This is a genomic window from Niabella aquatica (genome assembly GCF_054779315.1).
Window position 1 is genome coordinate 361,171 of record NZ_BAAGYM010000028.1, and the last position, 22,373, is coordinate 383,543.

The window sequence follows — 22,373 nt, forward strand, 5'->3', positions numbered from 1 at the left end:
CAGAATATGCCGGGCCACTCAATTAAGAATGACCCGGCACGGGGAGGGCCCCAAAATGAATTTATTCCTGTTCGTGCAAATTCCTTTTCTTACGGGTTCATCGCTGATGTCTGTGTGTACAGGCCTTCCGGTCAGCCGGTCGCCAAGCCTAATGCCGACTTCACTATAGCTATCCTGGTAATTGGTTTCAAGATTCAGAAAGCAGCAGGCTTGTTCCGCGAACGTATCAAATGTATCGTTCATCGGGAAGTCGGCCGCATTGCCAGGAATACCTGCCCACCATATCTGTGCTGCCCCGGCAGTTTCCATCTTCACAGCAGCTTCCATCTGCGCCAACCCTGATGTAACCAGGTTCTTAATGTCCTTTAGCTCCTCCGGTTTGTCTGTCCATGCCAGGATGTTGAAATGTGCTTTTACCGGTAATCGCTGTTCACTGATGGATTCATTTAGAAAATCTCCCACTGCATCCCGGGCAATAGCGTTTTCCCTAGAATAAGCTGCAAGCGATTGCAGCCGCAGTCTTTTACTTTCCAGTTTCTTCATCGTTTGGCCTGCATCGTCTATAAAAATGTATTGATTGTACACATGATTGCATGGAAGCAGTAGGCCCAGTGTGGAAGCGAACCCGATAGAAAATTTTGTACGGTCTGTACTATACTTATCATAGTTAATACGCGAACCACACAAAGAAGGAAGATCAGTAACGTCTGCCAAAGTATAAAGCTGGCAGTACTGATCCCCAATTTTTAACTGCTCCTTTAGTTGCAGGTCTTTTAACACCAGGTGCCCGGGGCTTTCTGATAATGTACAATACCGCTCAATGAGTCCCACTTTATTTTTCTGGCTGACTATATCTTTTTCTTTCAACCGTTCTAATACCATACCGCCGTCTGAAAGAATCCGTGCAAATTGGCTGGCACTATCTTCAAACTCCCGGAGGATAACGGGACTGATAGTCTGTTTAGGAACAATTGAAGGCCGTACAAGACTATTGAAAACAGAGCTGGACGTTTTACGCCCGGAAGGCTTTTTGGTAAGTATAATGTAGCAATCGTGTTGCAGGTAAGGCCTGCCATTAAAAAACTGATCACTACTGCGCGATAGAAAACTGTTTTTGTCTTTACCTGTACCTGGTTCAAATTTCGATTGAACAAAATAATCCTGCTTATGAAAAACTGTATGCTTCGGAAGTACCTTAACGGCTTTGACCAGCGATTGGTGCAGCGCTTCATAATTATTGTCCGACTGCGTAAATACTTCCGGCAGATTTACCTTAAATACGATGGAGATATCTCCCTGTTTACTTAATATACAATGATGTTCCACATCCATGATGGGCGTGATTTCATTTAACCATTTTTCCATGACACACTATTTTCTTTCTTCACTAATGGTAGCGCCTTTTAAACGCACACCTATCTATTTACGCATAAACACTTTGCGGCTATTGTTTTTGATCAGCTCCGACACACCGCGTTTACCCATTTTTTTCATTAATCCGTGCTCCCCATATTTACGGCTCATACTATACACTTTCCGGAATAATATGCTGCCTGTAATTGTTATGATGCCCAGGCAAACGAACATATTCACACCGCAGATATATAATATGGCAAACCCTATCAGTAGCACAACCAGCCCGCCGCCCAAATACCATATATATTGGGCTTTTAAACCTTTAAACATTACCGGTTGGTTAACGCCCCTGTTGATTTGATAAACACTTGACATATTCATTTTTTTAAAGGCCAAAAAAGGAGCGCAACACCGTTGCCACTATCACCAAGAAAATGCAGCTTCCGAACCAGCTTGCCGCAATCGAACCGGTCTGCGGATCTCCGGCGCTCCATCGCTGGTAAACTCTTACAGCCCCGATCAACCCTAGCACGGCACCCACTGCATACATAAGATTAATGCCTACATCGAAATACTGCCGTACAAGCGTATTGGCTTTCTCTATACCGGCGCTGCCGTCCTGTGCAAATGCAGGCAGGCTATATATTAAAAGAATTACACTTACAAAGGCGCATAATTTCGCCTTGCTGCTCAAAGCAACCACTCTCCACATTTTCATACACACATCTGCTTTTTATAATTAATAAGAACTTCATTCTGCACTATTTCCCGCACACGCTGTCTTAAACTATAAGCAGGCGATACTTTTCAAAAAAACTGCCGCAACCTGCGTCTTTGAGAGACGATCAGAAACCAAAGAGGCAAAGCTGCTGGCAGCGTTATTTGAGGCCTAAATATTCCATTTAGCTGGCACAACATAAATGGAACATCTAACCATGATCTACATTTATTAAAACCTGCCGCAGCCCTTTCCACCGCCGAGACGATCTGAGAACGAACGGAACGGGCAATGCGGGCAGGTTTATAATTATTGGCCCCGGCTCCTGAACTCACACCTCAAACCTTATTGCCACACTGTAGGAGACCAGGACCATAATTTTATGGCTTAGCGCCAGATACTATCTATTTCATTATCAGGTAAAGTCATCCCCAGCCGGTGCTCCACTTCCTGCACAATATGATTACTCATTGCAACCTGGAATGCCGTTCCTTTGATCTGGGGATATTTTTGTACAAGAAGGCGAAGCGAATCAAGTAAATATTCCCTCGTTATCTCACCTCCCGCCGCTGCATGAAAAAGCGGCTTGCACTCTTCCATTAATTCGCGCACACTGTTATACAAAATATTTTCAGGCTCATCATTATCCGAAACGGTGACACGGCTTGAGAGATAAGGCACCATCGGGTTTTCTTTTTTTTGAAAAAAAGCTGAAAATGGCAGGTCATGACGATAGAAGATAAAAAGTATAAGGGCATAGTATACAAAAACAAGACCCACCAATGATACGAGCAACTGCTCCCATGTAATCACACTTTCCATAGACACTGTATTTTAACAACACAAAATTGGGTATCCCAATCCCAATTTAATAGTCCAAAAAGCAATAAAAACAGTCCAAAAAGCAATATTCAGGAAAAGCCCTTTTCCACATGAAAAACGTGCCCTCCAATCATCATCCCGTATCAATACTGCGCGATGAACCACTATGGCAATTCACCGCGATATTCCTTAGGTGTTAAGCCGAACATGGCTTTGAATGCTTTGCCAAATGCGCGTGGTGTTTCAAAATCCAGTTCTGCCGCTACAGAATGTACCGCTTCCCCCTGCCGCAGGAGATCTTTGCCTCTTTCCATGCGCAGGGTGTTATAATACCTGTAAGGGGATATACCAAACAGTCGCTTAAAGCCATAATTAAAAGTAAAATGGTTAAGAAAGGTTTTGCGGCAGAGTTGCTTATTACCCGGATAATAAGGAATACTTTCGTCAATCAGTCTTTTTACTTCGTATAAGGCGCTTACCTGGGTATCGGTCAAGTCCTGTATCTTCATATTTGACTGGGCTATATCCTCCAATGCAGCAGTAAGTATATTACCAATATTATTTTGTAATAACCTCATCTTACCGGCAATGCCGTAATTATTGTATATAACGCCCTGAACAGCTTCCAACATCAAAGACGAGCACCGCATTGGCGAAAGGGGTAAATTAACGGCCTTTTTTTTCTCCGCCTCGTTCATAAATTGTTCAAACAAACCGTAGTCCGTTCTCCAGGTGCTTAAATAAACAGGATCGAACTGAATATCAAAAGTTTCATATTCCATCCCACCGTCAAAATGCGCATGTAAATTTCCAGTTGCCACAAAAAAAAACTGAAAATGCAAGGCCGGTAATTCTATTTTTAATACATCGTTCCAGGCCCTCACTTTATTACGTACCGCGATGCACAGGTCAAATGCAGGATCGAGGCCGGTTGCATGTATTATCGTTTCAGCGTTTACGAAGTAACGATTGATCCAAACTACAAAACCATTACCCACAAATTTCTGTAGAAGCGCTTTAAATCCTTTTCCTACCAGGCCGAGCGGTGAGGATGACTGCAAAACATACCGGCTCAACTCTTTAGGAATATTTTGTATCAGTTCAAGCATACCAACTCCCTCCTGTACAATTTGTACAACCAATATAATTTCCATGATAGAAATATTAATAAGTTAGCAGAGAACTATCTGTAAAACAGGAAAAACCGATTGTTAATGCCTGCAAAGGGCCGACTATCGTACGGGTTTACTGAAACCAAAACGTTGAAATACAGCATTGCTATCAGTGGGGTACTGCTTCTTTTTTAGGATGGAATTAATAATTACTGCATTGCGGTATGGCCCCATACCCAGGTCTGGCGCATTAAATCCGTGGGTGTGCATTTCGGCATTTTGTACAAATATGGTGTGGTCATCATCTATCGAATAATCAGGGTTTACTTTATAACGGTTGCCCGGTAACCAGCGAATACGGTGGCGGATATTTTTAAGAAAAGCCGGTTGCACATTGGTATAGCCCGTTGCAAGAATCACGCAGTCGGAACGCAATACATGGGTAATGTTTTGCCGGTGATGGTGCAAGTGCAGGCAAAATGATTGGCTGCCTGCTTTTTGTATTTTTTTTAATGCAGTACTTGTTTGTATGAAGGGTGTAGCAAGCTCCAATTCAAAATGTAGCTCATAGAGCTTGTCGTAAATATTGTTGAGGAGGTTATGATTGACGCCTTTATACAGGTTGTGTTGATGAGATAAAACATCATCTTTCTGAGTTTGGACCAACCCATAGAAGTAATTTATATAGTCGGGTGAAGTCATTTCAAAAACCATTTTGTGATCTTCCATTGCATATAGCCTATCCGATTGGGTGATCCAGTTCAGACTTTTGGAAGGATGATGGCAAAGAAGATCATAAAAGATTTCCGCGGCGCTTTGGCCGGAACCGACAACCGTAACAGTACCAGCCTGCTCAACTTCCTTTTTATGAAAAAGATACTCGGAGGAGTGAAACAGATTGCCAGCCATATAGTCGTTTGCCAGCTGAGGTACAAAAGGTTCTGTCCCGGTGCCAATAACTAATTTATAGGCTGAAAAAATGTACGGGGCATTATTTGCGTCTTTGCAAATTATCTTGAAACAGTTCTTATCCTTTATGTAGGCAATATCTGTAACTGTATAACCAAATCGCAGGTTTTCCAATTGATTGCACACCCATTGGCAATACCTGTTATATTCTAACCGGGTAATGTATTGCGCATCCCTGATGCCAAATTGAAGCAGGCGATTATGGTGTCTTAAAAAATTAAGATATGTAAATGGATTGGAAGGATCAGCCAATGTTACAAGATCGGCTAAATAAGGCACCTGCAATGTGGTGCCGGGTATCAGCATCCCCTCATGCCAGCAAAATTTTTGCTTTTGTTCAAAAAAAATAGTCTTCAGACCTTTGATTGGATGGCACAAGGCGGCAAGCCCCAGGTTAAAAGGGCCAATACCTATAGCTCCAACGTCGTAAATAATTTCAGTTCTCATGTGCGTAAATTTTATTTTAAAGATTAAGCCGGCCTTACCTTTATTTTCTCAAATACCTTTGCCAGGTAAAAGCTTATTATTGTTGTGACTGCCATTGCTGGTAAGGTTTGTGCAACATTTAGGCTGTTATAGCTAAAAGCAGGTATCATCCATATAATCACCACCCACTGGATAAAATAGATAGAAGTAATGCGGCCGCTTAGCCATTCCAGGAAGGAGAAAACAGTATTAGGTTTTACATTGGAGGCAAAAAATATAAATAGCGCCATCCAGCCTATTGCTGCACCAAGATGATAAAGCGTTCCGCCTGGCCCCAGCCTGTAAAAACTTTTATTCCAGTCCAAAGGCTCTAAACTGGCTATGGCTACCCCTGTTATGCTAAACCCGAAGGATATGGCCAGCCAGACCGATATTTTAAAACCCCGGCATTTTTTCCATACCTGCGAAATAACCAGGCCCGCAAGCGGATAACATACCCAGGGAAAAAAGGGAAAGAATGCGCTGGGCGGATGGCCATTAAATAGCCCAACGGTAAACTGCAAAACAGTACTGCCAGGTTGCATTGTCCAAACTAAGGGACTAATGAGCGCTAATACAACTAGCAGGATAATTTGCAAATAGATACTCTTTATGTAATGATGAACAAGCTGGCAAAACAGATACCCTAACGCCGCAAACTGTAGTATGTCGCCCATAAATAATAAGTAGAGGACGGTATACTTATTATTGGGTATATTATTATCGTTTAAAAAGGCTTGTGGAATACCGCCCCACCAATGGGGCAGTACAAGCCTTAAAAAATTTAACAGGTAACCAGCTGCAAATAATATTACAAAACGTGTAAAAATTGCCGTGAAGGTTTTTTGCCTGCCCATCCCAATAAACAAACCCATTTGCAGCATAAACAGTTGTGCGCCGGGCTGTTCTGCCAGTACACCTAAAACAAACCCCAGCCAACCTGACTTCACCTCATCATTGCTATAGATTAATACCGTATGCACAGCCGGCATGATAAAGACAATAAATCCCCTGGCAAGAGACAAGCCCCTGCTTACTAATGGCCACATAATTTTTGGTTTAGAAGGTTAGTAAATATTTAGAGGTAGTTAAAACCCCGGATGCGCTCTTTTAAAATCATCTTTTTCATATAAATACAGGTTTGCTTTTTTGTAGGACATTTGTATTTCTTTGTGAAACCTGAAACCTGCTCTTTTTACCAGCTCGTTTGCTTTACCGTTATCTTTATCCGGCTCTCCGATGACTCGTTTAATGCCTTTTGAGAATAAATAACCTAATCCGGTGAGGAAAACATTTAAACTAAATCCTGAAATTTTCTTCTTTACAGGCGACATTAAAAAATGGATGCCTATATCATCCTTTCTTACTTTATAAAGCTTGGCTATCTCGTTGTTTTTTGCAGCATAAATTTCCATCAGGGCAGCCGGTGCCACATCGCCTTTTAGGTAAAACATTACCGGATATCCCAATACCTTATCTATCATATTTTTATAGTAATAATAAACCTGCTCGTAAGTGCCAGGCATTTGCCAAAACGCCTGTGTATAAGCCATATTCACCCATTCGTGTATAAACAACACATCTCTTGTCAGGCAGAGTGGCTTTACCTCGATAGTATATTCATCAAAAATTTGATTGTGGAGGACTAATTGCTGTCTGTTGTGGTCAAAAGGGAGTAGCCTTTCCATTATACATGTTCTTTAATAATTTGATGCTATTATTCAGTTGCAAGCTAACATCAAAACGGGCCATTTTGTGTGACCATAAGTGAAGTTTTGGTGACCGTTTTTTCACCAAAAAGTGCAAAATGTTTAACTTTGAATAGAGGGGGTGCTGGCCATGAGTGAATTTAAGATTATCTCCGCTACAAATGAATCGGTTGAATTAATTCCTATTGAAAAAGAAATTCGACCCCGGCCCAAATTCATTGAAACCTTTGGTTCGGTAGGCGATTACGGTAAAATTGTATTTGAAAAAATTGCGCTTATCGACCTGGTCATTTGGATAAGCCGGTATAAAATGTTTAACGAGGTCAGGTTTTATGCAGAAGTTCCCCATCCAATTTTAGAGGCACATACTACGCTCGAAAACCGGATGGTGCAATCCCTGGGAAAGAAAACCGAATCCATTTTAGAACGTGATGAGTTCAATATTACCTACGCGCCTTATATGGAAAACAGCGTATTATTTCCCAAAGGCGGAGAATATGTAACCTTTGATATTCACCCATCCGAAAAATTGCTGCAAAAATTAGCTGCCGATTTCCATGAACTGGAAAGGTTTATAAACAAGCGCGAGCAGGAGCCGCAAAAATTACATCAGCTGTTTAAGCAAAGAAATTTTTTGAATACCGAAATGCTTTCGCTGGTAGCGAGGATCATTCAACACACTAACGATCCTCATTGCAGCAGGCCGCTTACAGAGTTTTTAGCATCTGAACTGCTAACGCTGCTTCTTTTAAGAACGGAAGGCGGTTGGATGCCTGAAAGGTACAACAGCAGAAACCATGATGCTTTGATGTATGCCAGGGATATCGTTCTGCATGAAGCACGGCACTTTGACGATGAAGACCTGTTTTCAACAGAGTCCCGCTTAGCTGACAGAGTGGGCTTAAGTATATTTCAGCTACGCCAGGGCTTCAGGAGAGCTTTTGGAATCAGCCCGTATCAAATGGGCCTGGAAATTCGCTTAAAAAAAGCTGAACAGATGTTGAAAGAAGAACATATTACTGTTTTGGATGCCGCTTTAAAAACCGGTTTTAGATCCAGGGAAGGGTTCTCCCGGGCGTTTAAGCGCGTTAGAGGGGTCAATCCCGGAACCAGGCTATAAATAACTACTATTAAGCGTTTCTTTTTAGAAATTAATTCTTATTCTTCACCATAGGTCACACAGCCTACCGCACTATAAGGTGAAATTTGTACCAGGAAATCGCTCATGAAGATTTAGATCAGCCCAACTAAACCGTCAGCATGCAGCATAACATGATTTTTCTTTTTTGTGAAGACAGCCATGTTACAAAAATCAGGTTGTCGAATGGGGCAAAAAAGCCGTTTCGACATAATAACAAGCGATATGCAACCATATAAAAATAAAAACCCGCTTATAAAGGAGCTAAGCAACCACACTGGCAAAGCGGGTTATTTGCGAATATGGGGTATGCTGTAATATATTACAAGTATACCCGTAAACCCGATAGTTAAAATGTTTCCAAAAAATTATCATTCAAATTAAAATTACAAAAGATGAAAACAAAAATGTTAACAATAGTGTTGCCGGTATTTGCGCTGGCATTTCTAATCAGCATAGCATTCGCCTTTAAACCTTTAAAAGGTTCTAAAACGGCGGAAACCGTTACGCTGACTTTCAGATACGATGGGGAAGCTTACGACGAAAATAATGTTACAATGCCTAGCAACTGGACGCTTATAAACAATGAACAGGCTTGTGCTCAAACAGCAGATGATATCCCTTGTTCGTTTTCTATTGAAGTGGATGAAAACAATCAGGCGCTTTATTTAAACGGCACCGAACCGTCAAGCCAGGTTATTATTGAGGCAGATGAAAGTGCGCTCACTGCCAATAATTATTATGTCTCAGATGTTAAGGAAAATATTACTGGCACCCCTTCTTTCACTGGAGACATTAGTAACGTTCAGGAGTGATATCTATTTTAGTTATGTCATAAAAGCGGTTTAGTAAAACCGCTTTTATATTAGTTATATGGGATTTTGCTCTAACCCAAAATCTTCAACAAGTGTATGAGGTATGGGTAATGCGTAATAATTGGCGTTAGGCAGTAAGGTATAAGTATCACCTTCAAAAACTCTGGTGAGTATGATGTTTCGCCCTTCTTTATTGAGCCTTTTAATATCGCTCCACCTGATCCCTCTAAAAAGTAACTCTTTTCTGCGCTCGCTTAAAATTCTGTTTAACAAATCACCTGAGTTATTGTAAGCAAGTGGCGTAAAACCAGCTCTATTATATCGATGTTTTAGTAAATGGTTGAGATTGGATGTAGCGGCTTCCAATCCGCCATGCCCCTGGCGGGCCAGGCACTCCGCAAGTATCAGCCATATTTCATCTGTCGCTAACCCGGAAAAGTTGCTTGTACTTTGAGCATAACTACCTTTAAAATTGGGATAACCTCCACTTATTGCAAAAAAAGCTGTCCTTCTAAGATCATTGACTTCATAAATGTTGTACAGCAGGGTATCTACCTTCGCCCTTAAAGGTAAGATTAGAGGAAATGCGCCTCCTGTATTCATTTCCACATAAAAGATTGTTTCCTTATTAAAACGCTTAAAGGGGTAGTTAGCTGTTAAATTACCCACATCACTATCCCCATTATAATCCATCAGGTCGCTTTTTATGTCGAGGCAAAGACCAGCGTATCGGTAGGCACTATCATACAAACGCATTGATAAATAAGTTCGTGCAAGTAAACCATAAGCGGCTGCTTTTGAAGGTCGATATGGATGCTCTGGCAACGGTGGTAAATACTCGGCGGCTAACTTTGTATCGTTAATGATTTGGTTATAGGTTTCCGTTGCCGTTGCTCTTTTTGATGGTATATTGAAATCTGAAGTGAGCCTTAAGACAATACCCAGGTCCTTTTCAGATGATGATTCATCATAGGCTTTTGCATACACCCATGCCAATTGTTGAAAGAAAAATGACCTGAAAAAGAGTGCGCTGCCATATACATTGTTCCATTGTGCCGTGTTATCGCTCGTTTTTTCGTTTTTTTGCAACATTTCAAGACAGTAGTTGGCATTATACACGGGGGTATAAGCCATTGACCAATCGTTGGCATATCGTAGCTCGTAAGGCAACCTTTTATAAATGTGCCTGCCCCACTCGTTGATACTGGTAAAAAAATTAGCAGGTAAAAAATAATCGTCAGATGAAGCTTCGCCTGTAACAGGGCTTACATTGGTATTCATAACCCTGTTTGCATTATCAAGCAATGCCTGCAAATCGGATAAGGTACTTGGAGTAGTAATTGCATTACTTGGCTTTTTATCCAGATATTTAGTGCAAGCGCTCAATCCCGCCAAAATTGTTAAGAGGGTGGCGTATAAAAAATGTATTTGCCTTTTCATCGATATTTTTTTTAGTTAAAAATTGGTGCGAATACCTACTGTAAACTGTTTTGGCGGTGGTGTACCTGTGGGTGAATCAGGATCGACTCCTGAACGGTTTGCACGCCATATAATACCCAGATTGCTTGCGTTGGCATACAATTGCAGGCTTGAGAATAATTTATTTTTGATTCCCGATCTGTAACTGTAAGCAATGTTGATATAGTGTAGCCTTACCTGATCACCTTTTACCACATTTACCTCTGAATTGTTATAAAAAATATCTCTGTCTCTATATTGTGGATAATCAGCATAAACAGTGGCTGGTATATTAGTTACATATTCATCTCCCGGTTGTTGCCAGCGTTTGTAGTAATCGGTATGTGCAATGCCGCCGTTTATAACGCTTGAAGAGGTATAAGAACTCTTTCTAAAGTAATAACCAGCCTTGTAGATGAGGTTAAAAGAACAACTGAAGCCTTTCCATTCCAGCCGGTTAATAAGAGAGCCAAAATGGATTGGTGTGGCAGACCCGAAGAAAACAATATTGCCGGCAGTTAAGCCACTATCGCTCACGCTGCGTGCAATAGCTGCATAATCGGTACTAAGCTGTCCGTGCAGGTAGCCCTGAGGATCTCCTTTAGCATTTAAACCACCCCAACGATATGCTGTAATGGCGTAAAGCGGCCTTCCAATTACCGGGTAAATGCTATTTCCGCTATTAAGGCTATAAAAGTCTTGAGCCTTTTCAATATGATAGGCGGTAGTTTTACTGGTATTATAATTATAAATAAACCCGCTGCTCCATTTTAAAGCACGGTTTATATTTACAGTGTTTAGTGAAAAATCTATTCCTTTTCCTTCCATGTTAGCGATATTAGCCACTATAAACTGGTCTCTCCCCCAGGTTGTATAATCATAAGGCGTTTCACCATAGAGATCGATGCCTTTCTTATGATAGTATTCAATAGTACCCGACACAGTTTTATCGTGATTTTCAAAATCTATACCCAGGTTGACCTGCCTGGATTTTTCCCATCTTAAAGAAGGATTGTTGAGTGTGCTGATAGATTGTATAGGAAAGCGCGTAACACTATTTGTGCCAGCGCTGCTAACTGGCAGAGGTGTACGCCTTGTATCCACATTACCACTATATCCATAGGTGACCCTCAATTTTAAAAATGGAATGTTTGAGTAATGATAGAAATTTTCGGAAGATATAAGCCAACCGACACCTGTTGACCATAGTGGATTCCATTTATCATTAGTTGAAAGTCCGAATACGTTTGAGGCATCTTTACGAAAGCTACCGTTGATACTATACTTTTTTTGAAAACTGTAGGAGGCGTTTGCATATGCGCTCACAAACCTTGTGAGGTCGTATGAGCCTATACTTCCGCCTCCTCCCGGCAGATACTCCATATTGCCTGTTATATATGTTTTATAAATCCGTGTCCCGTCTACCGATGAGTAGGATAAGGGGTCTTCCTGATAACCAAAAACGGTAAAGCCTTCAGCACCGCCATTAAGGGCTTCCCTTAGCTCACCTCCGGCCAGGGCAGTAATGCTATGTTGTAACCAGGCTTTTGAAAAATTGAGTTGCCCGCGTAAGTTGGTGGACGCGAAGGAAGAAAAGGATCTATTTATAATATCTCCTAAAGGTATAGGATAGGTGGCCGGCTGTATGGTACTGGCTGGTAAAACGGTAAACTTGTTAATTAAGTTGCGTGTATAATAACTTTCCATATCGGAGTAAGAAGTGCTATTACCCCACTGTTTCTGGTATTGATATTGTACACTGGCGCTTAAGCCGCTTATAATTTTATAGTCTGCTGCCGCTCTAACAAGTATATCCTGCCTTTCCGCATTTGTATATTGATGTATGTAATCATTTAGGGGGTAGTAATTCCAATCCAGCAATCTTCCAGCACCTGCGGTGTCTATATAACCTCTTCGATACTGGTCAAGTGGTACGGCATTGCCTTCTTCGTCTTCATAAGTCAGGTAAGGTACATCTCTATTATTGATTTTAGATACGATGGGAAAGGCTGACGTTCCGCTTTTGGAATAGCTGTGTGTATAGTAAGCATTTAAGTTGATCGTAAGGTTTTTTACCGGCTTTATCTGGTTGTGCAAATGAAGGTTCACTTTATCCGATACGGCTTTGTTGTTGTTTACCACATTATTATAATTACCTGCTAACAACCAGGAGTAATTTTGACTGCCACCGCTCAGGCTTAGCGAATGTTGCTGCGTTAGTCCGCGCCTTAAAAAATGCCGGGAATATTCTTTACGTGTGTCGATAGAGCTTAATTTTCGCATACCTGATGCTGAATCTTCGGCACTGATAAGGTTCGCACGGCGTTGCAACAGCAGTTCTACTGCCGGGGTTAATGGTGGGCGGGTTCGCGTGTCATTAATGGTTTGATCAAAATATCCTTTATTAAACAGAAACTCTTCCATTATGAGATGGTCTGCAACTGCAACTTGAGGCTGATAAAAAAGATCTGGTATATTAGTAACTGAAACGCTTGAGTTCATATCAAGGCTTAGCATTTTATTCAGCTTTCCTGCTTTTGTAGTTATAACTATAACTCCATTTCCGGCACGGGCACCCCAAATGCTCGCTGCTGCTGCATCTTTTAAAACTGTAATATTTTCCACATCATTAGGGTTAATGTTTTCAATATTTCCATCATAAGGAAAATTATCTACAATGATAAGTGGTGCCAGGGGGCCGTTAATAGTGCTCAGGCCCCGTATAGACATAGCATTTTCTTCGTTGCCAGCACTATTCGTTTTACCTGTGTTAAAAATGAGACTGTTAGTTACACCTTTTAAACGCTCTAATATATTTGTACCAGTTTGCTCATTAAGTGTTTTATTATCAATAACTGTGAAAGAGCCGTTTACTTCGTTGGGTTTTAGCCGTTGATAACCGGTGTTGATGGTAATGCCCTCTAACTCCGTCTCGTCTGGAGACATCTGTATATTAAAGATACCTGTATGGCTAACAGCAAATTTTTGAGGCGTAAAACCGGTGTGAGATACTATTAATGTATCGGGTAAAGCCGGTAGCTGGATAAGGTAGCTACCGCCCTGTGCCGAAAGTGTAAACCTTCCGCTGCCTTCACTTTTAATGGTAGCCCTTATCAGCGCCTCCCCGGTACCCGCATTTGTAACTGTGCCATTAACCGTAAAGCGTTGCTGCGCCAAAGTGGTTAGCGAAGGCGCAACGCATATTAGAAGTAAAATAATTTTATTTGACATAAGCGAAATTTTAGGGTTATTTAAGCTTGCGGCGTAGGTATCCACGCAGGTATACTTCCTCCTGCATTTTTTTTAATACCTGTTCAATAACAGGAGCAGAAATGAAGGCTGTGGATGCATAACCCATATTAACCCTATCGGTTGCTATCCAGGCATAGTTTGGGCGGCTGGTTTGGTTGAAATAGGCTTGTAGCTGTTCATCGCCCGTAACGATGGGTATGCTTAACTTTCTTTTGTGCTGCTGCTCCCACTTAGCAATAAACGGTGCAACAAGCGAATCGTGCTCAAAAGTTACCATTAATATTTGCAGCCGGTCATTAAACTCTTTTTGAAGCGAATCCAGCTTGGATATTTGTTTGATGCAAGGAATACAACTGGTAAACCAAAAGTCCAACAGCAGCATCTTAGTGTTTCCACACTGTAGGTTATCAACTGTAGTAGTAGTACTTGTATAATTAAGCAAATTGTGAATAGTAAGATCAGGTAACCTTTCGTTAATAGAAAGCGGCCTTATATGCTGTTGCTGTGCATTCATATTTACACATAAGAGTGCCATTACGCCCAGCAGCGTTAAAATTTTCATATCGCACACAGTTAAAGATGAAGTAAATAATTAGGTAAAAAAGCCGGGACAGGCAGGCCAGTGCCCCATGAGAAAAAAGCTGCCTGCCGCCCGGCGGCCGTTGCTAACCATCATTCTGGATTACGCGGGTGGCTTGCGTACCAGAAATTATACTGGGCAAGACCGTTACCTCCTAAGTGGTAAGATGATACCCGTTTAGTATATACATATATATGTATTGCAGGACTTAAAAAAACAGCCCGAGAACAACTAAATAATATGAATGAATAATCTGGCAAGCGTACTCACATTTAGAAATGTAAGTCTCGCGTATGTTTATTATCCTCAATTTAAAAGAGGTTGGAACCTACCGTTCCTACTATCCACACAGGCCGTGACAAGCCCCCGCCTTTCGGCGGCTGGAACATAGTAGTAGTAAGTAGGCCCAACCTATAAGATATATAGAATTGGGCGCCTTAACTTACTCCCGCGTTCCAGAATTTGTCACGTTCGTGTGGGCGAGACTCGTTATGCACTAACAACCCTATTAATTGTATAATGGCGAATATATCACCAAAAATCAATTATAAGTATTGCATTTTTCTAAGCCAAATATACTTACAAATAATTAAATATAAAGTAAATTTTGTAAGAAAAAAAGTATTTACCGTAAATATCTATCATGAATAAACCTTTTTTAAATATGTTTTAAATAATCGTGCATTTATTTGTATAATGGCGTTAGACAAGAAGAAAATAAATGTAAAAAATCTAATTGAAAAAGGTCATATCCAAACCTTTAAAGAGATTCTTGAGTATTATAATATTACTCCTATTATTGATCACTTGGGATCAAGCCATCAGCGTGTTACAAAACTGTTTAATCAAATAGGCTTATTTAAAATCCGCGAAATAGACAAGCTGGCCGATTACTTTAATGTAGACGTTAAGCTCATGTTCAATTTGGTTTACAATCAAATTATTGAAGAAAAGAAAAATCCACCGACTCCTCGAGTTAGGGCGGTTAAAAAAAAGCCGGTAAAGAAAAATTCAACCAATTAATTCAATGTCAAATTTTATAAATTCCATACAAATTGAAAACTTCAAATCAATTCGGTTTTGCGAAATTGAAGGGTTGCGGCGTATCAACTTATTTATAGGACGCCCTAATGTAGGGAAATCTAATATCATAGAAGCGTTATCATTATTTAGCATACCATATTTACATGAAGGAGCTTCACGGAAATTGTCAAACCTTATTAGATTGGAAAATGCGCCAGAATTGTTTTATAACGGAAGTGTTACTAAAGATGGAAGAGTAGCTTCAAATATTGGTAATTGCCGATTTGGCTATAACCCCAAAGAGGGCCTAAAAGTAATATTGGATTTTGATGGATTTTCTTTTAATTATTTGATAGATGATAAATTAATAACAAAAGGGCTCAGAAAACTTGATGTCTTTGAGCCACCGGTAAAACGTTATAATTATAGACTGGATATCGCTTATAAAAAATCTCATTCTAAATATCTCATTCCTCCTTTTGGGTCGAACATGCTCAGTATCATTGAGGAATATCCTGAACTTAAAAGTCAGGTTATAAGCTTATTTGAAGAATATGGCCTTGAGATCGCATTTGACAAGAGCAGCCAAACTATTAAAGTAATTCAATCTGATGACAAGAATGGAATTTTCTTAATACCGTATAACTCAATTGCCGATACCCTTCAACGGATCATTTTTTATAAAACGGCAATTGCATCAAATAATAATAGTGTTTTGTTATTTGAAGAACCTGAAGCCCATTCATTTCCTCCATACATGGCTCATATTACACAGGAAATGATTCACAAACCCGACAATCAGTTTTTTATTGCAACTCATAGCCCGTTTATCTTAAATGATTTGCTTGAAAATGCCAGGAAAGAATTAGCGGTATTTGTAGTACATTACGAAGACTTTGAAACAAAAGTTAAGCACCTTTCTGATGGGGAATTACACGAAATATTTCAAAGCGGTGTAGATTTGTTCACCAATAGTGAAAGTTTTGTATGATGGATTTGGCAATTATTCCTGAATGTTTTGTGGATACTAACCTGATAGAAACAATTGTTCCATCGCAACAGTACAATCATCAAAAGGGATGTGGTACTGTAACTAAGGTTATGAAAGAGAAATTTGCTAATAGCTTTGCTGTTGGCATTATTGATAAGGATAAGAAGGAAGTTGACTATTTAAATGAATTTTTAGAAGTTACAAAGTCCAACTCCTTATTTCTTTACAAGCACCCAGCCAAGCACCACTATATTATTCAAATTCACCCAGCAATTGAAACATTTATCCTTTCTGAAGCCAATAATAGTGGTCTAAAAGTTTCCGATTACAATCTACCAACGGAACTCCATAGGTTTGCAAAGGCTGCCAAAACAATTTTAAGCAAGAAAGATCAGCGATTTAAGCAACTGTTTAAAACTCTACTACAAAATGATGCACCGGAAATTAAACGATTATCAGCTTGGATATCGTACCTAAAAGAAGCAAGGTATGCCGCCGACATTGAAGTATTAAAAAGAATATAGTAACTACGAATGTTATAAAACTTTGTTTCAATAAGTAATTACTTTTGACTTATGGAAACATTGCTTGTCAAAAATTTTGGGCCTATTAGAAATGCTAATATTAAGCTCGCTGATTTTACAATTTTTTCTGGGGTAAACGCAATCGGAAAAGGTCTTTTACTGCAATTATTGAAATTAATCATAGATAGAAATAGTGTTTCCGAAACTCTCACTTTAAATAATTACCAATGGGGTAAAAGTAAGAATAAGTTCCTTGAATTATATTTTGGTGAAGCAATGTCTTTCATCTGGAATGAGAAAACTAAAATTCGGTTTAATAATGAACCATTTAATATTGCCAGTATTGTAAATGAAGCATTGCCTTCGGGCAAAAAATCAATAAAAGAAAAATTGTTTTATGTTCCTGCTCAACGGGTAGTAACAATGGCGCAAGGCTGGCCGCTCGCATACCAAACCAGAGCAACAGGTGACACGTCAGCAAATAACAGAATTGTTTTAGATATATTACTAACAAAATAGCTTATGGTAACATTTGAAGAAATTAAGCAACACATTCAATTATATACACGCGATTCTATAGTATTTAGAGCCTTGGATTTTTTACATCAATTAGAAAAATCAAGGGAGTTTAGAGAACCGGTTTGGACAATTTTTTCTCTCATAAGATGGGCATACCTCTATACTACCGATTCGGCAATGAAAAGCCCAATTACAGATATTAAATTTAATGAGTTACTTAAACTAATCAGGGAGTTGCAGGCAGGCCACAATGAGATTAATTTTAAAAATAGGAACAATGTAAATCGCTCTTTCATGATAATTGGGTTTCAGCAATTTCAACTTCAGGAGCATATATCTAATATACACCTGGAGCGACAGATAATGCTTTACCTGAAATTGAGCCATAAGTTCAATATAGATGAAGAATTTATTAAACTTACCGGATTGCCAATTAAGTCGTTCCTTCAGTATATCTACACCACATATCTGTATTTGCACAATGAGCGCACCGAAAACCCAAAGTATATTTATGATGGGATTTTAGATGATCAGTATTTTTCTTTATTTTATGAATGTTTCGGGAGGGGTGAAACTGAAAAATATCTCAGGCTTCTTACCGGCTCAAAGAAAGAAGATTTTGAGGGACTTCAAAAAATGACCGATGAAGTATATCAATTATATGAAACAACTTTTTTTGCTATTAAACCATTCATCCGTTTCAAAGGAAAATTTCATCTGATTACCCGGTCTGTCTTTAATCAAACCGTTAAGCATTTCATTTATCAATTTCTAAAACAAAAGTCACCACAATTTCCGTCTGAGTTCGGAAACCGAATGGAAAAGTACATTGAGCTGGGAATTAAAGAAATGGATAGACCTTATTTAAGAGAAACCGACTTAAAGAGAAGATTTCCGCATAATAAAGTATGTGATTTCGCTATTGATAACAAAATCTTACTTGAAGTAAAAGCTATTGAATTACCTACTCGCTTAGGTGTAATCCGTGACCAGGAGTTAATGGAATCGGATCTCAAGACAAATATAATAAAAGCATACTCACAGCTGATTGAAGTAGGTAACCTTCTAAATCCGCAAGCAGCGTTTTACGGAATAATTGTTACCTATAAAGATATGTTCCTGGGCTTTGGAATAGATGCATGGGGAGAATTTTTGAAAAGTAAAATAACGGAAGAGTGTTTACAAAAAGGCTTTAGACTTTCAGTTCTTCCACCTGAAAATCTTTTTTTCCTGAGCATTGAAGATTGGGACAGAACTGTTCAGATCGTAAAAAATAAGATGGCCACTTTGGAAGAAATTCTACAATATGCATATCATCGGAGAATTTTGCCTGACATTACTCAAAGTATAATGTTTTTTAATCAAGCCCTTGGAAAATATAAGTTTGATCAATATTCTTTAACATACGTTTCCGGTCTTATTAATGAGCTGTATTTAGAAAAAAGGAATGAGTCATAAAATTTTTCCGATTTTTCTAAACTATGAAATCAAAAAATAATTTATTGACCCTAATATATTTAAAGTGCATAATATCAGTTTGATTTTTACAAGACATGAAACATGTGGAAATTGCAATGCAATGGAATTGCATAGAATTATTGAATTAATAAGCCCGGAAATAATATTTGAGGAGCTTTGCCATTCTAATTTTCATAAAAGTTATGTGGGGGAGCGTTTAATTACCGTAGAAACAAATGCAATCAAGCTTTATTTGCTAAACCATGATATAACGCATATACCGGTAGATACGCTCCCGCTACCAAGTTCTTACTACGAAGAGCTTGATTATATGTATAAGAAAATTAGGAGCCATAGGAGTAGTGAAAGCCACAGCTTTCGCATTTCGGTTGAAAATCAAATATCGTTGACAAGCCAGTATGGATTTGCCTTTCTTAATAGTGATCAAAATGACAGTTTGATTGACCAGTTCAAAGTTCTAAAGGAGAAAGTATTAAATAATATAAATGATGAGAATCTATACCGGATTTACAAAATGGAACAGGAAGTAATAGATAAGCGGGAAGAAGAAATAATCAGGAATATTTATAATTATAGCAAACAGCACCAATATAAGCAGGCCCTGCTGCTTCTTGGCGCAGGACATAGGGCATCATTTATCAAAAAAATTGAAAAATATAAAGTCGAGGAAGAGTTAAAGTTGAATTGGGAGATTCATACTAAGTAAATTTTTTATGAGTACAATTTAAACAGCGTTTAATTTAATCATCATAAAAATGATTGGATTGTACCTCAACCGCTTTCTTTTCACCAGCCCGCAGTTCATTATACCGTTCTTTTAAAGTGATATGGGGACAATGTAAATTCAATTTGTAACTTTATACAGTGCTTCCTTGCATTAATAACATCAAATATGAAATTTAACACGATGCCAGATCCAGATATTATATTCAAAGGGTTACTAAAAAAGCGCTTTTTGAACACCATTACCACGAAAGAGCAGGCAGTGTTAGCCACACTTTTTTTTCTATACTCCAATGAGGAAATTGCTGGGTATATGACGGAAATTGAAATAGACAATCCACTACCAGGGGAGAAATTAAAGCCGATCGACCCCGCCGATGTAGAAGCAATGGTAGCCTATATATTGAATAGTAGTAAAGAACCTAAATCCACCGTTAAAAGATAGCCGCACCAACTCACCGTTAGAAGATGTACTTGCAGCTAAGGCATTCTAAATTTTAATTTATTAAACTAAAAAATTATGAACGAAGTAAAAAGGTTTGTTGTCGTATACGATTATAACAGCTTAAGCTCTTACCTATGGCTGAACAATAACAAAAAATGGTTTATGTTCCCGTTTTTGGATGGCCGTGATGTATACCCCGATATGAAGAAAAACTTTAACAGGGTTAATTACGAAACCTTACCGGAAAGATTGCGAAAAGAAATTGAACTGGATAATTTACATGAAGATATAAAGGCCATATATGAGGTGTAAATGATGTAAAAGCATTGTGTTTGCTGTATCCTCTCGGATTAAAAGTAAAAGTTTTGCACGCTAAAAGTTTGAAGACAGTGTTTCAATTTATACCTGGTTAAAATTTTTTGTCTAAAAAACACTTTCGACAGCCGCCATCATTTCTTTTATGCTAAATGGCTTACTAATAACGTAATCTGCACAAGCCTCATGTATATTACTAAACTCATACGCCGACATAATAATCACAGCTATATGGCTTGTTAAGGCATTTTCTTTTATTTGTTTACACAACTCAATGCCGTTACCATCAGGCAACATAATATCCAGTATAATAACGTCAGGAAATTTTGCGGCCAGTTCCACTTCCAGGTCATGGGCAGAAGCTCCCATTCTTACTTCATAATGCGCTCGCTTTAAAATATATTCTATCGAATAGCGTATGTCGTTATCATCCTCTATAATTAAAATACTTTTTTTCACACCCAATAGTTATTAACTTCAAAATTACTTAACTTCTCTTTTGTGGAATCGTAAATGTAAAAGCCGCTCCGCTGCCTTCCTTACTATGTACCCGGATGGTACCTCCATGCCTGTGGACTATTTGGGCCACTATATACAACCCCAATCCTATTCCGGAAGAAGCTCCCTTTTTATAGGAAGTAACACGAAAGAAACGTTCAAATATTCGTTCCTGGTCGGCCTCAGATATACCATAGCCTTCATCCTGGATGGTAATCGCCACCTGATGAGAATCACACTCTGCTAAAACCTTTATAGTGCTTCCTTTCGGAGAATATTTGATCGCATTGGACAGAAGGTTGGTTATTACCTGCCCGATACGTTCTTTATCAGCAGTAACCATTGCAGGCTCCTTTATATTCAAATCAAAGCAATGATCGGTGGTGCGTTTGATCTCATCAACCCGTTCTTTGATCAATTCTGTAATATCGAAGGTCTCATAATCCAATAGTAATTCTCCTTCCGCTATGCGGGTAGTATCCAAAAGCATATTTATCAGCGTTACCAACCGGCGTATCTGTACAGTAAGCCTGCTGATCAGCTCATTGTCATCCTTATTTCCTGCCTCCTTCAATCTTTCCTTTAATATCTCTGCATACACTCCCATGCTTGTTACAGGAGTTTTCAATTCATGACTGGCTACACTAATAAATTCATCTCTTAGTTTAAGCAATTTTTTTAGGCGCTGCTCGCTTTCGCGGAGGGCTTCCTCGGCCCGAACGCGCTCAACCCTGGTCCAGATACGTTCACTGAGTTCACGCATTAACCCGATTTCGTCCTCCTTCCAGTCCCGTGGCTGATTATCACTCACTGTTAAAGTTGAGTGCCACTCACCATTGTGTACGCCCGGTGTATTCACATAAGCGCCAATATGTAGTGAAGCATACCTGAGTGCAACATCTTTCGGAAACAATTTCGTATCCCGCACAATCTCTGGCCTTCCGGAGCGCATTAATCGCCTCACTTCATCACTGTGATGCGCTTCAATATGATATACATCGCTGGGAATAACGCCATCACCTGGTTGCCACATTTGCAAGCGGGTTACTGTTCCTTTAGATTCATCTACCTCAGAAATCGCACAAAAGGCAGCATTGAAGTGCAAACAAATCTTCTCACAAAGCAGGTATAATGTTTTATTAATGTCTGTAGTTACAACCAGTTCTTCACCTACCCCGGCAAGTAGCGCAAGCGCCGCTTCGTGACGTTTACGCTCTGTAATGTCGATCGTTGACAGCAGAAATCCGTCTTCCACTTTAGCTACGGTTTGCAAAAACCAACCGTCGAATTGTTCATATTTGTAGTAGTGCTCTTGTGTTATAGAAACGCCGGTTTCAGTTACCCGTTTGAAGTCGTCAAACAATCCAGTTTCGATAACTGCCGGGTTGTATGTCAACAGCCGCTTTCCCACCATAGCACCATATAGTTCGTTCCAACGCTTATTGGTCATCACCCATTCAAA

At 39.4% G+C, this 22,373-nt stretch carries 23 protein-coding genes; 10 read left to right on the forward strand and 13 right to left on the reverse strand.

Annotation, left to right across the window (positions count from 1 at the left end):
- Positions 1–18: 18 nt before the first annotated feature.
- The 8 genes from ACYVBM_RS19245 to ACYVBM_RS19280 form a co-directional block, all read right to left on the reverse strand.
- Entirely contained in the window at positions 19–1,365 is a 1,347-nt protein-coding gene (locus tag ACYVBM_RS19245) for a TraG family conjugative transposon ATPase (protein WP_460687327.1), read from the reverse strand.
- Positions 1,366–1,419: 54 nt separating this feature from the next.
- Positions 1,420–1,731, reverse strand: coding sequence for a DUF4133 domain-containing protein (locus tag ACYVBM_RS19250; RefSeq protein ID WP_460687328.1), 312 nt, complete (start codon positions 1,729–1,731; stop codon positions 1,420–1,422).
- A gap of 10 nt (positions 1,732–1,741) precedes the next feature.
- A complete protein-coding gene (locus tag ACYVBM_RS19255; RefSeq protein WP_460687329.1) occupies positions 1,742–2,074 on the reverse strand; it encodes a DUF4134 domain-containing protein in 333 nt (110 codons plus the stop codon).
- Positions 2,075–2,461: 387 nt separating this feature from the next.
- Positions 2,462–2,896 carry a hypothetical protein gene (locus ACYVBM_RS19260; protein ID WP_460687330.1) on the reverse strand — a complete coding sequence of 145 codons (435 nt, stop codon included), beginning with the start codon at positions 2,894–2,896 and terminating at the stop codon, positions 2,462–2,464.
- A gap of 164 nt (positions 2,897–3,060) precedes the next feature.
- Complete coding sequence (locus ACYVBM_RS19265) at positions 3,061–4,050, reverse strand: helix-turn-helix domain-containing protein (protein ID WP_460687331.1); 990 nt, start codon at positions 4,048–4,050, stop codon at positions 3,061–3,063.
- 78 nt (positions 4,051–4,128) lie between these two features.
- Positions 4,129–5,424 carry a lysine N(6)-hydroxylase/L-ornithine N(5)-oxygenase family protein gene (locus ACYVBM_RS19270; RefSeq protein ID WP_460687332.1) on the reverse strand — a complete coding sequence of 432 codons (1,296 nt, stop codon included), beginning with the start codon at positions 5,422–5,424 and terminating at the stop codon, positions 4,129–4,131.
- 23 nt (positions 5,425–5,447) lie between these two features.
- Positions 5,448–6,491, reverse strand: coding sequence for an acyltransferase family protein (locus ACYVBM_RS19275; RefSeq protein WP_460687333.1), 1,044 nt, complete (start codon positions 6,489–6,491; stop codon positions 5,448–5,450).
- A gap of 39 nt (positions 6,492–6,530) precedes the next feature.
- A complete protein-coding gene (locus ACYVBM_RS19280; RefSeq protein WP_460687334.1) occupies positions 6,531–7,130 on the reverse strand; it encodes a GNAT family N-acetyltransferase in 600 nt (199 codons plus the stop codon).
- A 151-nt stretch (positions 7,131–7,281) separates the two neighbouring features.
- On the opposite strand from ACYVBM_RS19280, the gene ACYVBM_RS19285 reads away from it, so the two are divergent.
- Together ACYVBM_RS19285 and ACYVBM_RS19290 are read left to right on the forward strand one after the other, a co-directional pair.
- Positions 7,282–8,271, forward strand: coding sequence for a helix-turn-helix transcriptional regulator (locus ACYVBM_RS19285; protein ID WP_460687335.1), 990 nt, complete (start codon positions 7,282–7,284; stop codon positions 8,269–8,271).
- A gap of 413 nt (positions 8,272–8,684) precedes the next feature.
- Positions 8,685–9,104, forward strand: coding sequence for a DUF6520 family protein (locus ACYVBM_RS19290; RefSeq protein WP_460687336.1), 420 nt, complete (start codon positions 8,685–8,687; stop codon positions 9,102–9,104).
- 54 nt (positions 9,105–9,158) lie between these two features.
- On the opposite strand, the gene ACYVBM_RS19295 is transcribed toward ACYVBM_RS19290, so the two are convergent.
- From ACYVBM_RS19295 to ACYVBM_RS19305, 3 genes are read right to left on the reverse strand one after another with little or no spacing between them, the layout of a single operon-like run.
- On the reverse strand, positions 9,159–10,544 hold the full coding sequence (locus ACYVBM_RS19295; RefSeq protein WP_460687337.1) for a RagB/SusD family nutrient uptake outer membrane protein: 1,386 nt from the start codon (positions 10,542–10,544) through the stop codon (positions 9,159–9,161).
- Between the two features lie 15 nt (positions 10,545–10,559).
- Positions 10,560–13,793: a SusC/RagA family TonB-linked outer membrane protein gene (locus ACYVBM_RS19300; RefSeq protein WP_460687338.1), complete on the reverse strand. Its 3,234-nt coding sequence runs from the start codon at positions 13,791–13,793 to the stop codon at positions 10,560–10,562.
- A 16-nt stretch (positions 13,794–13,809) separates the two neighbouring features.
- The gene (locus ACYVBM_RS19305; RefSeq protein WP_460687339.1) at positions 13,810–14,376 is read right to left on the reverse strand and encodes a TlpA family protein disulfide reductase; all 567 of its coding nucleotides are present in this window, start codon (positions 14,374–14,376) and stop codon (positions 13,810–13,812) included.
- A gap of 714 nt (positions 14,377–15,090) precedes the next feature.
- On the opposite strand from ACYVBM_RS19305, the gene ACYVBM_RS19310 reads away from it, so the two are divergent.
- The 8 genes from ACYVBM_RS19310 (at position 15,091) to ACYVBM_RS19345 (ending at position 20,410) form a co-directional block, all read left to right on the forward strand.
- Entirely contained in the window at positions 15,091–15,417 is a 327-nt protein-coding gene (locus tag ACYVBM_RS19310) for a hypothetical protein (protein ID WP_460687340.1), read from the forward strand.
- A gap of 4 nt (positions 15,418–15,421) precedes the next feature.
- Entirely contained in the window at positions 15,422–16,408 is a 987-nt protein-coding gene (locus ACYVBM_RS19315; RefSeq protein ID WP_460687341.1) for an AAA family ATPase, read from the forward strand.
- Positions 16,405–16,932, forward strand: coding sequence for a hypothetical protein (locus ACYVBM_RS19320; protein WP_460687342.1), 528 nt, complete (start codon positions 16,405–16,407; stop codon positions 16,930–16,932). The genes ACYVBM_RS19315 and ACYVBM_RS19320 overlap by 4 nt, the downstream gene beginning before the upstream one ends.
- A gap of 51 nt (positions 16,933–16,983) precedes the next feature.
- Complete coding sequence (locus ACYVBM_RS19325) at positions 16,984–17,451, forward strand: AAA family ATPase (RefSeq protein ID WP_460687343.1); 468 nt, start codon at positions 16,984–16,986, stop codon at positions 17,449–17,451.
- Between the two features lie 3 nt (positions 17,452–17,454).
- Positions 17,455–18,909: a hypothetical protein gene (locus ACYVBM_RS19330; protein WP_460687344.1), complete on the forward strand. Its 1,455-nt coding sequence runs from the start codon at positions 17,455–17,457 to the stop codon at positions 18,907–18,909.
- Between the two features lie 121 nt (positions 18,910–19,030).
- Complete coding sequence (locus ACYVBM_RS19335) at positions 19,031–19,636, forward strand: hypothetical protein (RefSeq protein WP_460687345.1); 606 nt, start codon at positions 19,031–19,033, stop codon at positions 19,634–19,636.
- Positions 19,637–19,885: 249 nt separating this feature from the next.
- Complete coding sequence (locus ACYVBM_RS19340) at positions 19,886–20,098, forward strand: hypothetical protein (RefSeq protein ID WP_460687346.1); 213 nt, start codon at positions 19,886–19,888, stop codon at positions 20,096–20,098.
- 75 nt (positions 20,099–20,173) lie between these two features.
- Positions 20,174–20,410 (forward strand): hypothetical protein, encoded by a 237-nt coding sequence (locus ACYVBM_RS19345; protein WP_460687347.1) that lies wholly within the window; start codon positions 20,174–20,176, stop codon positions 20,408–20,410.
- 111 nt (positions 20,411–20,521) lie between these two features.
- Here ACYVBM_RS19345 and ACYVBM_RS19350 read toward each other — a convergent pair whose 3' ends face one another.
- Positions 20,522–20,872, reverse strand: a complete 351-nt coding sequence (locus ACYVBM_RS19350; protein ID WP_460687348.1) for a response regulator transcription factor — start codon at positions 20,870–20,872, stop codon at positions 20,522–20,524.
- 28 nt (positions 20,873–20,900) lie between these two features.
- On the reverse strand, positions 20,901–22,373 hold a 1,473-nt coding region (locus tag ACYVBM_RS19355; RefSeq protein ID WP_460687349.1), incomplete at its 5' end, for a GAF domain-containing sensor histidine kinase.

What these genes read in the sequence shown, in the direction of transcription:
- ACYVBM_RS19295 (WP_460687337.1), bottom strand. Translation starts at nt 10,544, where the DNA reads ATGAAAAGGCAAATACATTTTTTATACGCCACCCTCTTAACAATTTTG.
- ACYVBM_RS19335 (WP_460687345.1), top strand. Translation starts at nt 19,031, where the DNA reads ATGGAATTGCATAGAATTATTGAATTAATAAGCCCGGAAATAATATTT.
- ACYVBM_RS19320 (WP_460687342.1), top strand. Translation starts at nt 16,405, where the DNA reads ATGATGGATTTGGCAATTATTCCTGAATGTTTTGTGGATACTAACCTG.
- ACYVBM_RS19245 (WP_460687327.1), bottom strand. Translation starts at nt 1,365, where the DNA reads ATGGAAAAATGGTTAAATGAAATCACGCCCATCATGGATGTGGAACAT.
- ACYVBM_RS19305 (WP_460687339.1), bottom strand. Translation starts at nt 14,376, where the DNA reads ATGAAAATTTTAACGCTGCTGGGCGTAATGGCACTCTTATGTGTAAAT.
- ACYVBM_RS19255 (WP_460687329.1), bottom strand. Translation starts at nt 2,074, where the DNA reads ATGAAAATGTGGAGAGTGGTTGCTTTGAGCAGCAAGGCGAAATTATGC.
- ACYVBM_RS19285 (WP_460687335.1), top strand. Translation starts at nt 7,282, where the DNA reads ATGAGTGAATTTAAGATTATCTCCGCTACAAATGAATCGGTTGAATTA.
- ACYVBM_RS19310 (WP_460687340.1), top strand. Translation starts at nt 15,091, where the DNA reads ATGGCGTTAGACAAGAAGAAAATAAATGTAAAAAATCTAATTGAAAAA.
- ACYVBM_RS19315 (WP_460687341.1), top strand. Translation starts at nt 15,422, where the DNA reads ATGTCAAATTTTATAAATTCCATACAAATTGAAAACTTCAAATCAATT.
- ACYVBM_RS19275 (WP_460687333.1), bottom strand. Translation starts at nt 6,491, where the DNA reads ATGTGGCCATTAGTAAGCAGGGGCTTGTCTCTTGCCAGGGGATTTATT.
- ACYVBM_RS19330 (WP_460687344.1), top strand. Translation starts at nt 17,455, where the DNA reads ATGGTAACATTTGAAGAAATTAAGCAACACATTCAATTATATACACGC.
- ACYVBM_RS19325 (WP_460687343.1), top strand. Translation starts at nt 16,984, where the DNA reads ATGGAAACATTGCTTGTCAAAAATTTTGGGCCTATTAGAAATGCTAAT.
- ACYVBM_RS19300 (WP_460687338.1), bottom strand. Translation starts at nt 13,793, where the DNA reads ATGTCAAATAAAATTATTTTACTTCTAATATGCGTTGCGCCTTCGCTA.
- ACYVBM_RS19290 (WP_460687336.1), top strand. Translation starts at nt 8,685, where the DNA reads ATGAAAACAAAAATGTTAACAATAGTGTTGCCGGTATTTGCGCTGGCA.
- ACYVBM_RS19260 (WP_460687330.1), bottom strand. Translation starts at nt 2,896, where the DNA reads ATGGAAAGTGTGATTACATGGGAGCAGTTGCTCGTATCATTGGTGGGT.
- ACYVBM_RS19345 (WP_460687347.1), top strand. Translation starts at nt 20,174, where the DNA reads ATGAACGAAGTAAAAAGGTTTGTTGTCGTATACGATTATAACAGCTTA.
- ACYVBM_RS19265 (WP_460687331.1), bottom strand. Translation starts at nt 4,050, where the DNA reads ATGGAAATTATATTGGTTGTACAAATTGTACAGGAGGGAGTTGGTATG.
- ACYVBM_RS19280 (WP_460687334.1), bottom strand. Translation starts at nt 7,130, where the DNA reads ATGGAAAGGCTACTCCCTTTTGACCACAACAGACAGCAATTAGTCCTC.
- ACYVBM_RS19250 (WP_460687328.1), bottom strand. Translation starts at nt 1,731, where the DNA reads ATGTCAAGTGTTTATCAAATCAACAGGGGCGTTAACCAACCGGTAATG.
- ACYVBM_RS19270 (WP_460687332.1), bottom strand. Translation starts at nt 5,424, where the DNA reads ATGAGAACTGAAATTATTTACGACGTTGGAGCTATAGGTATTGGCCCT.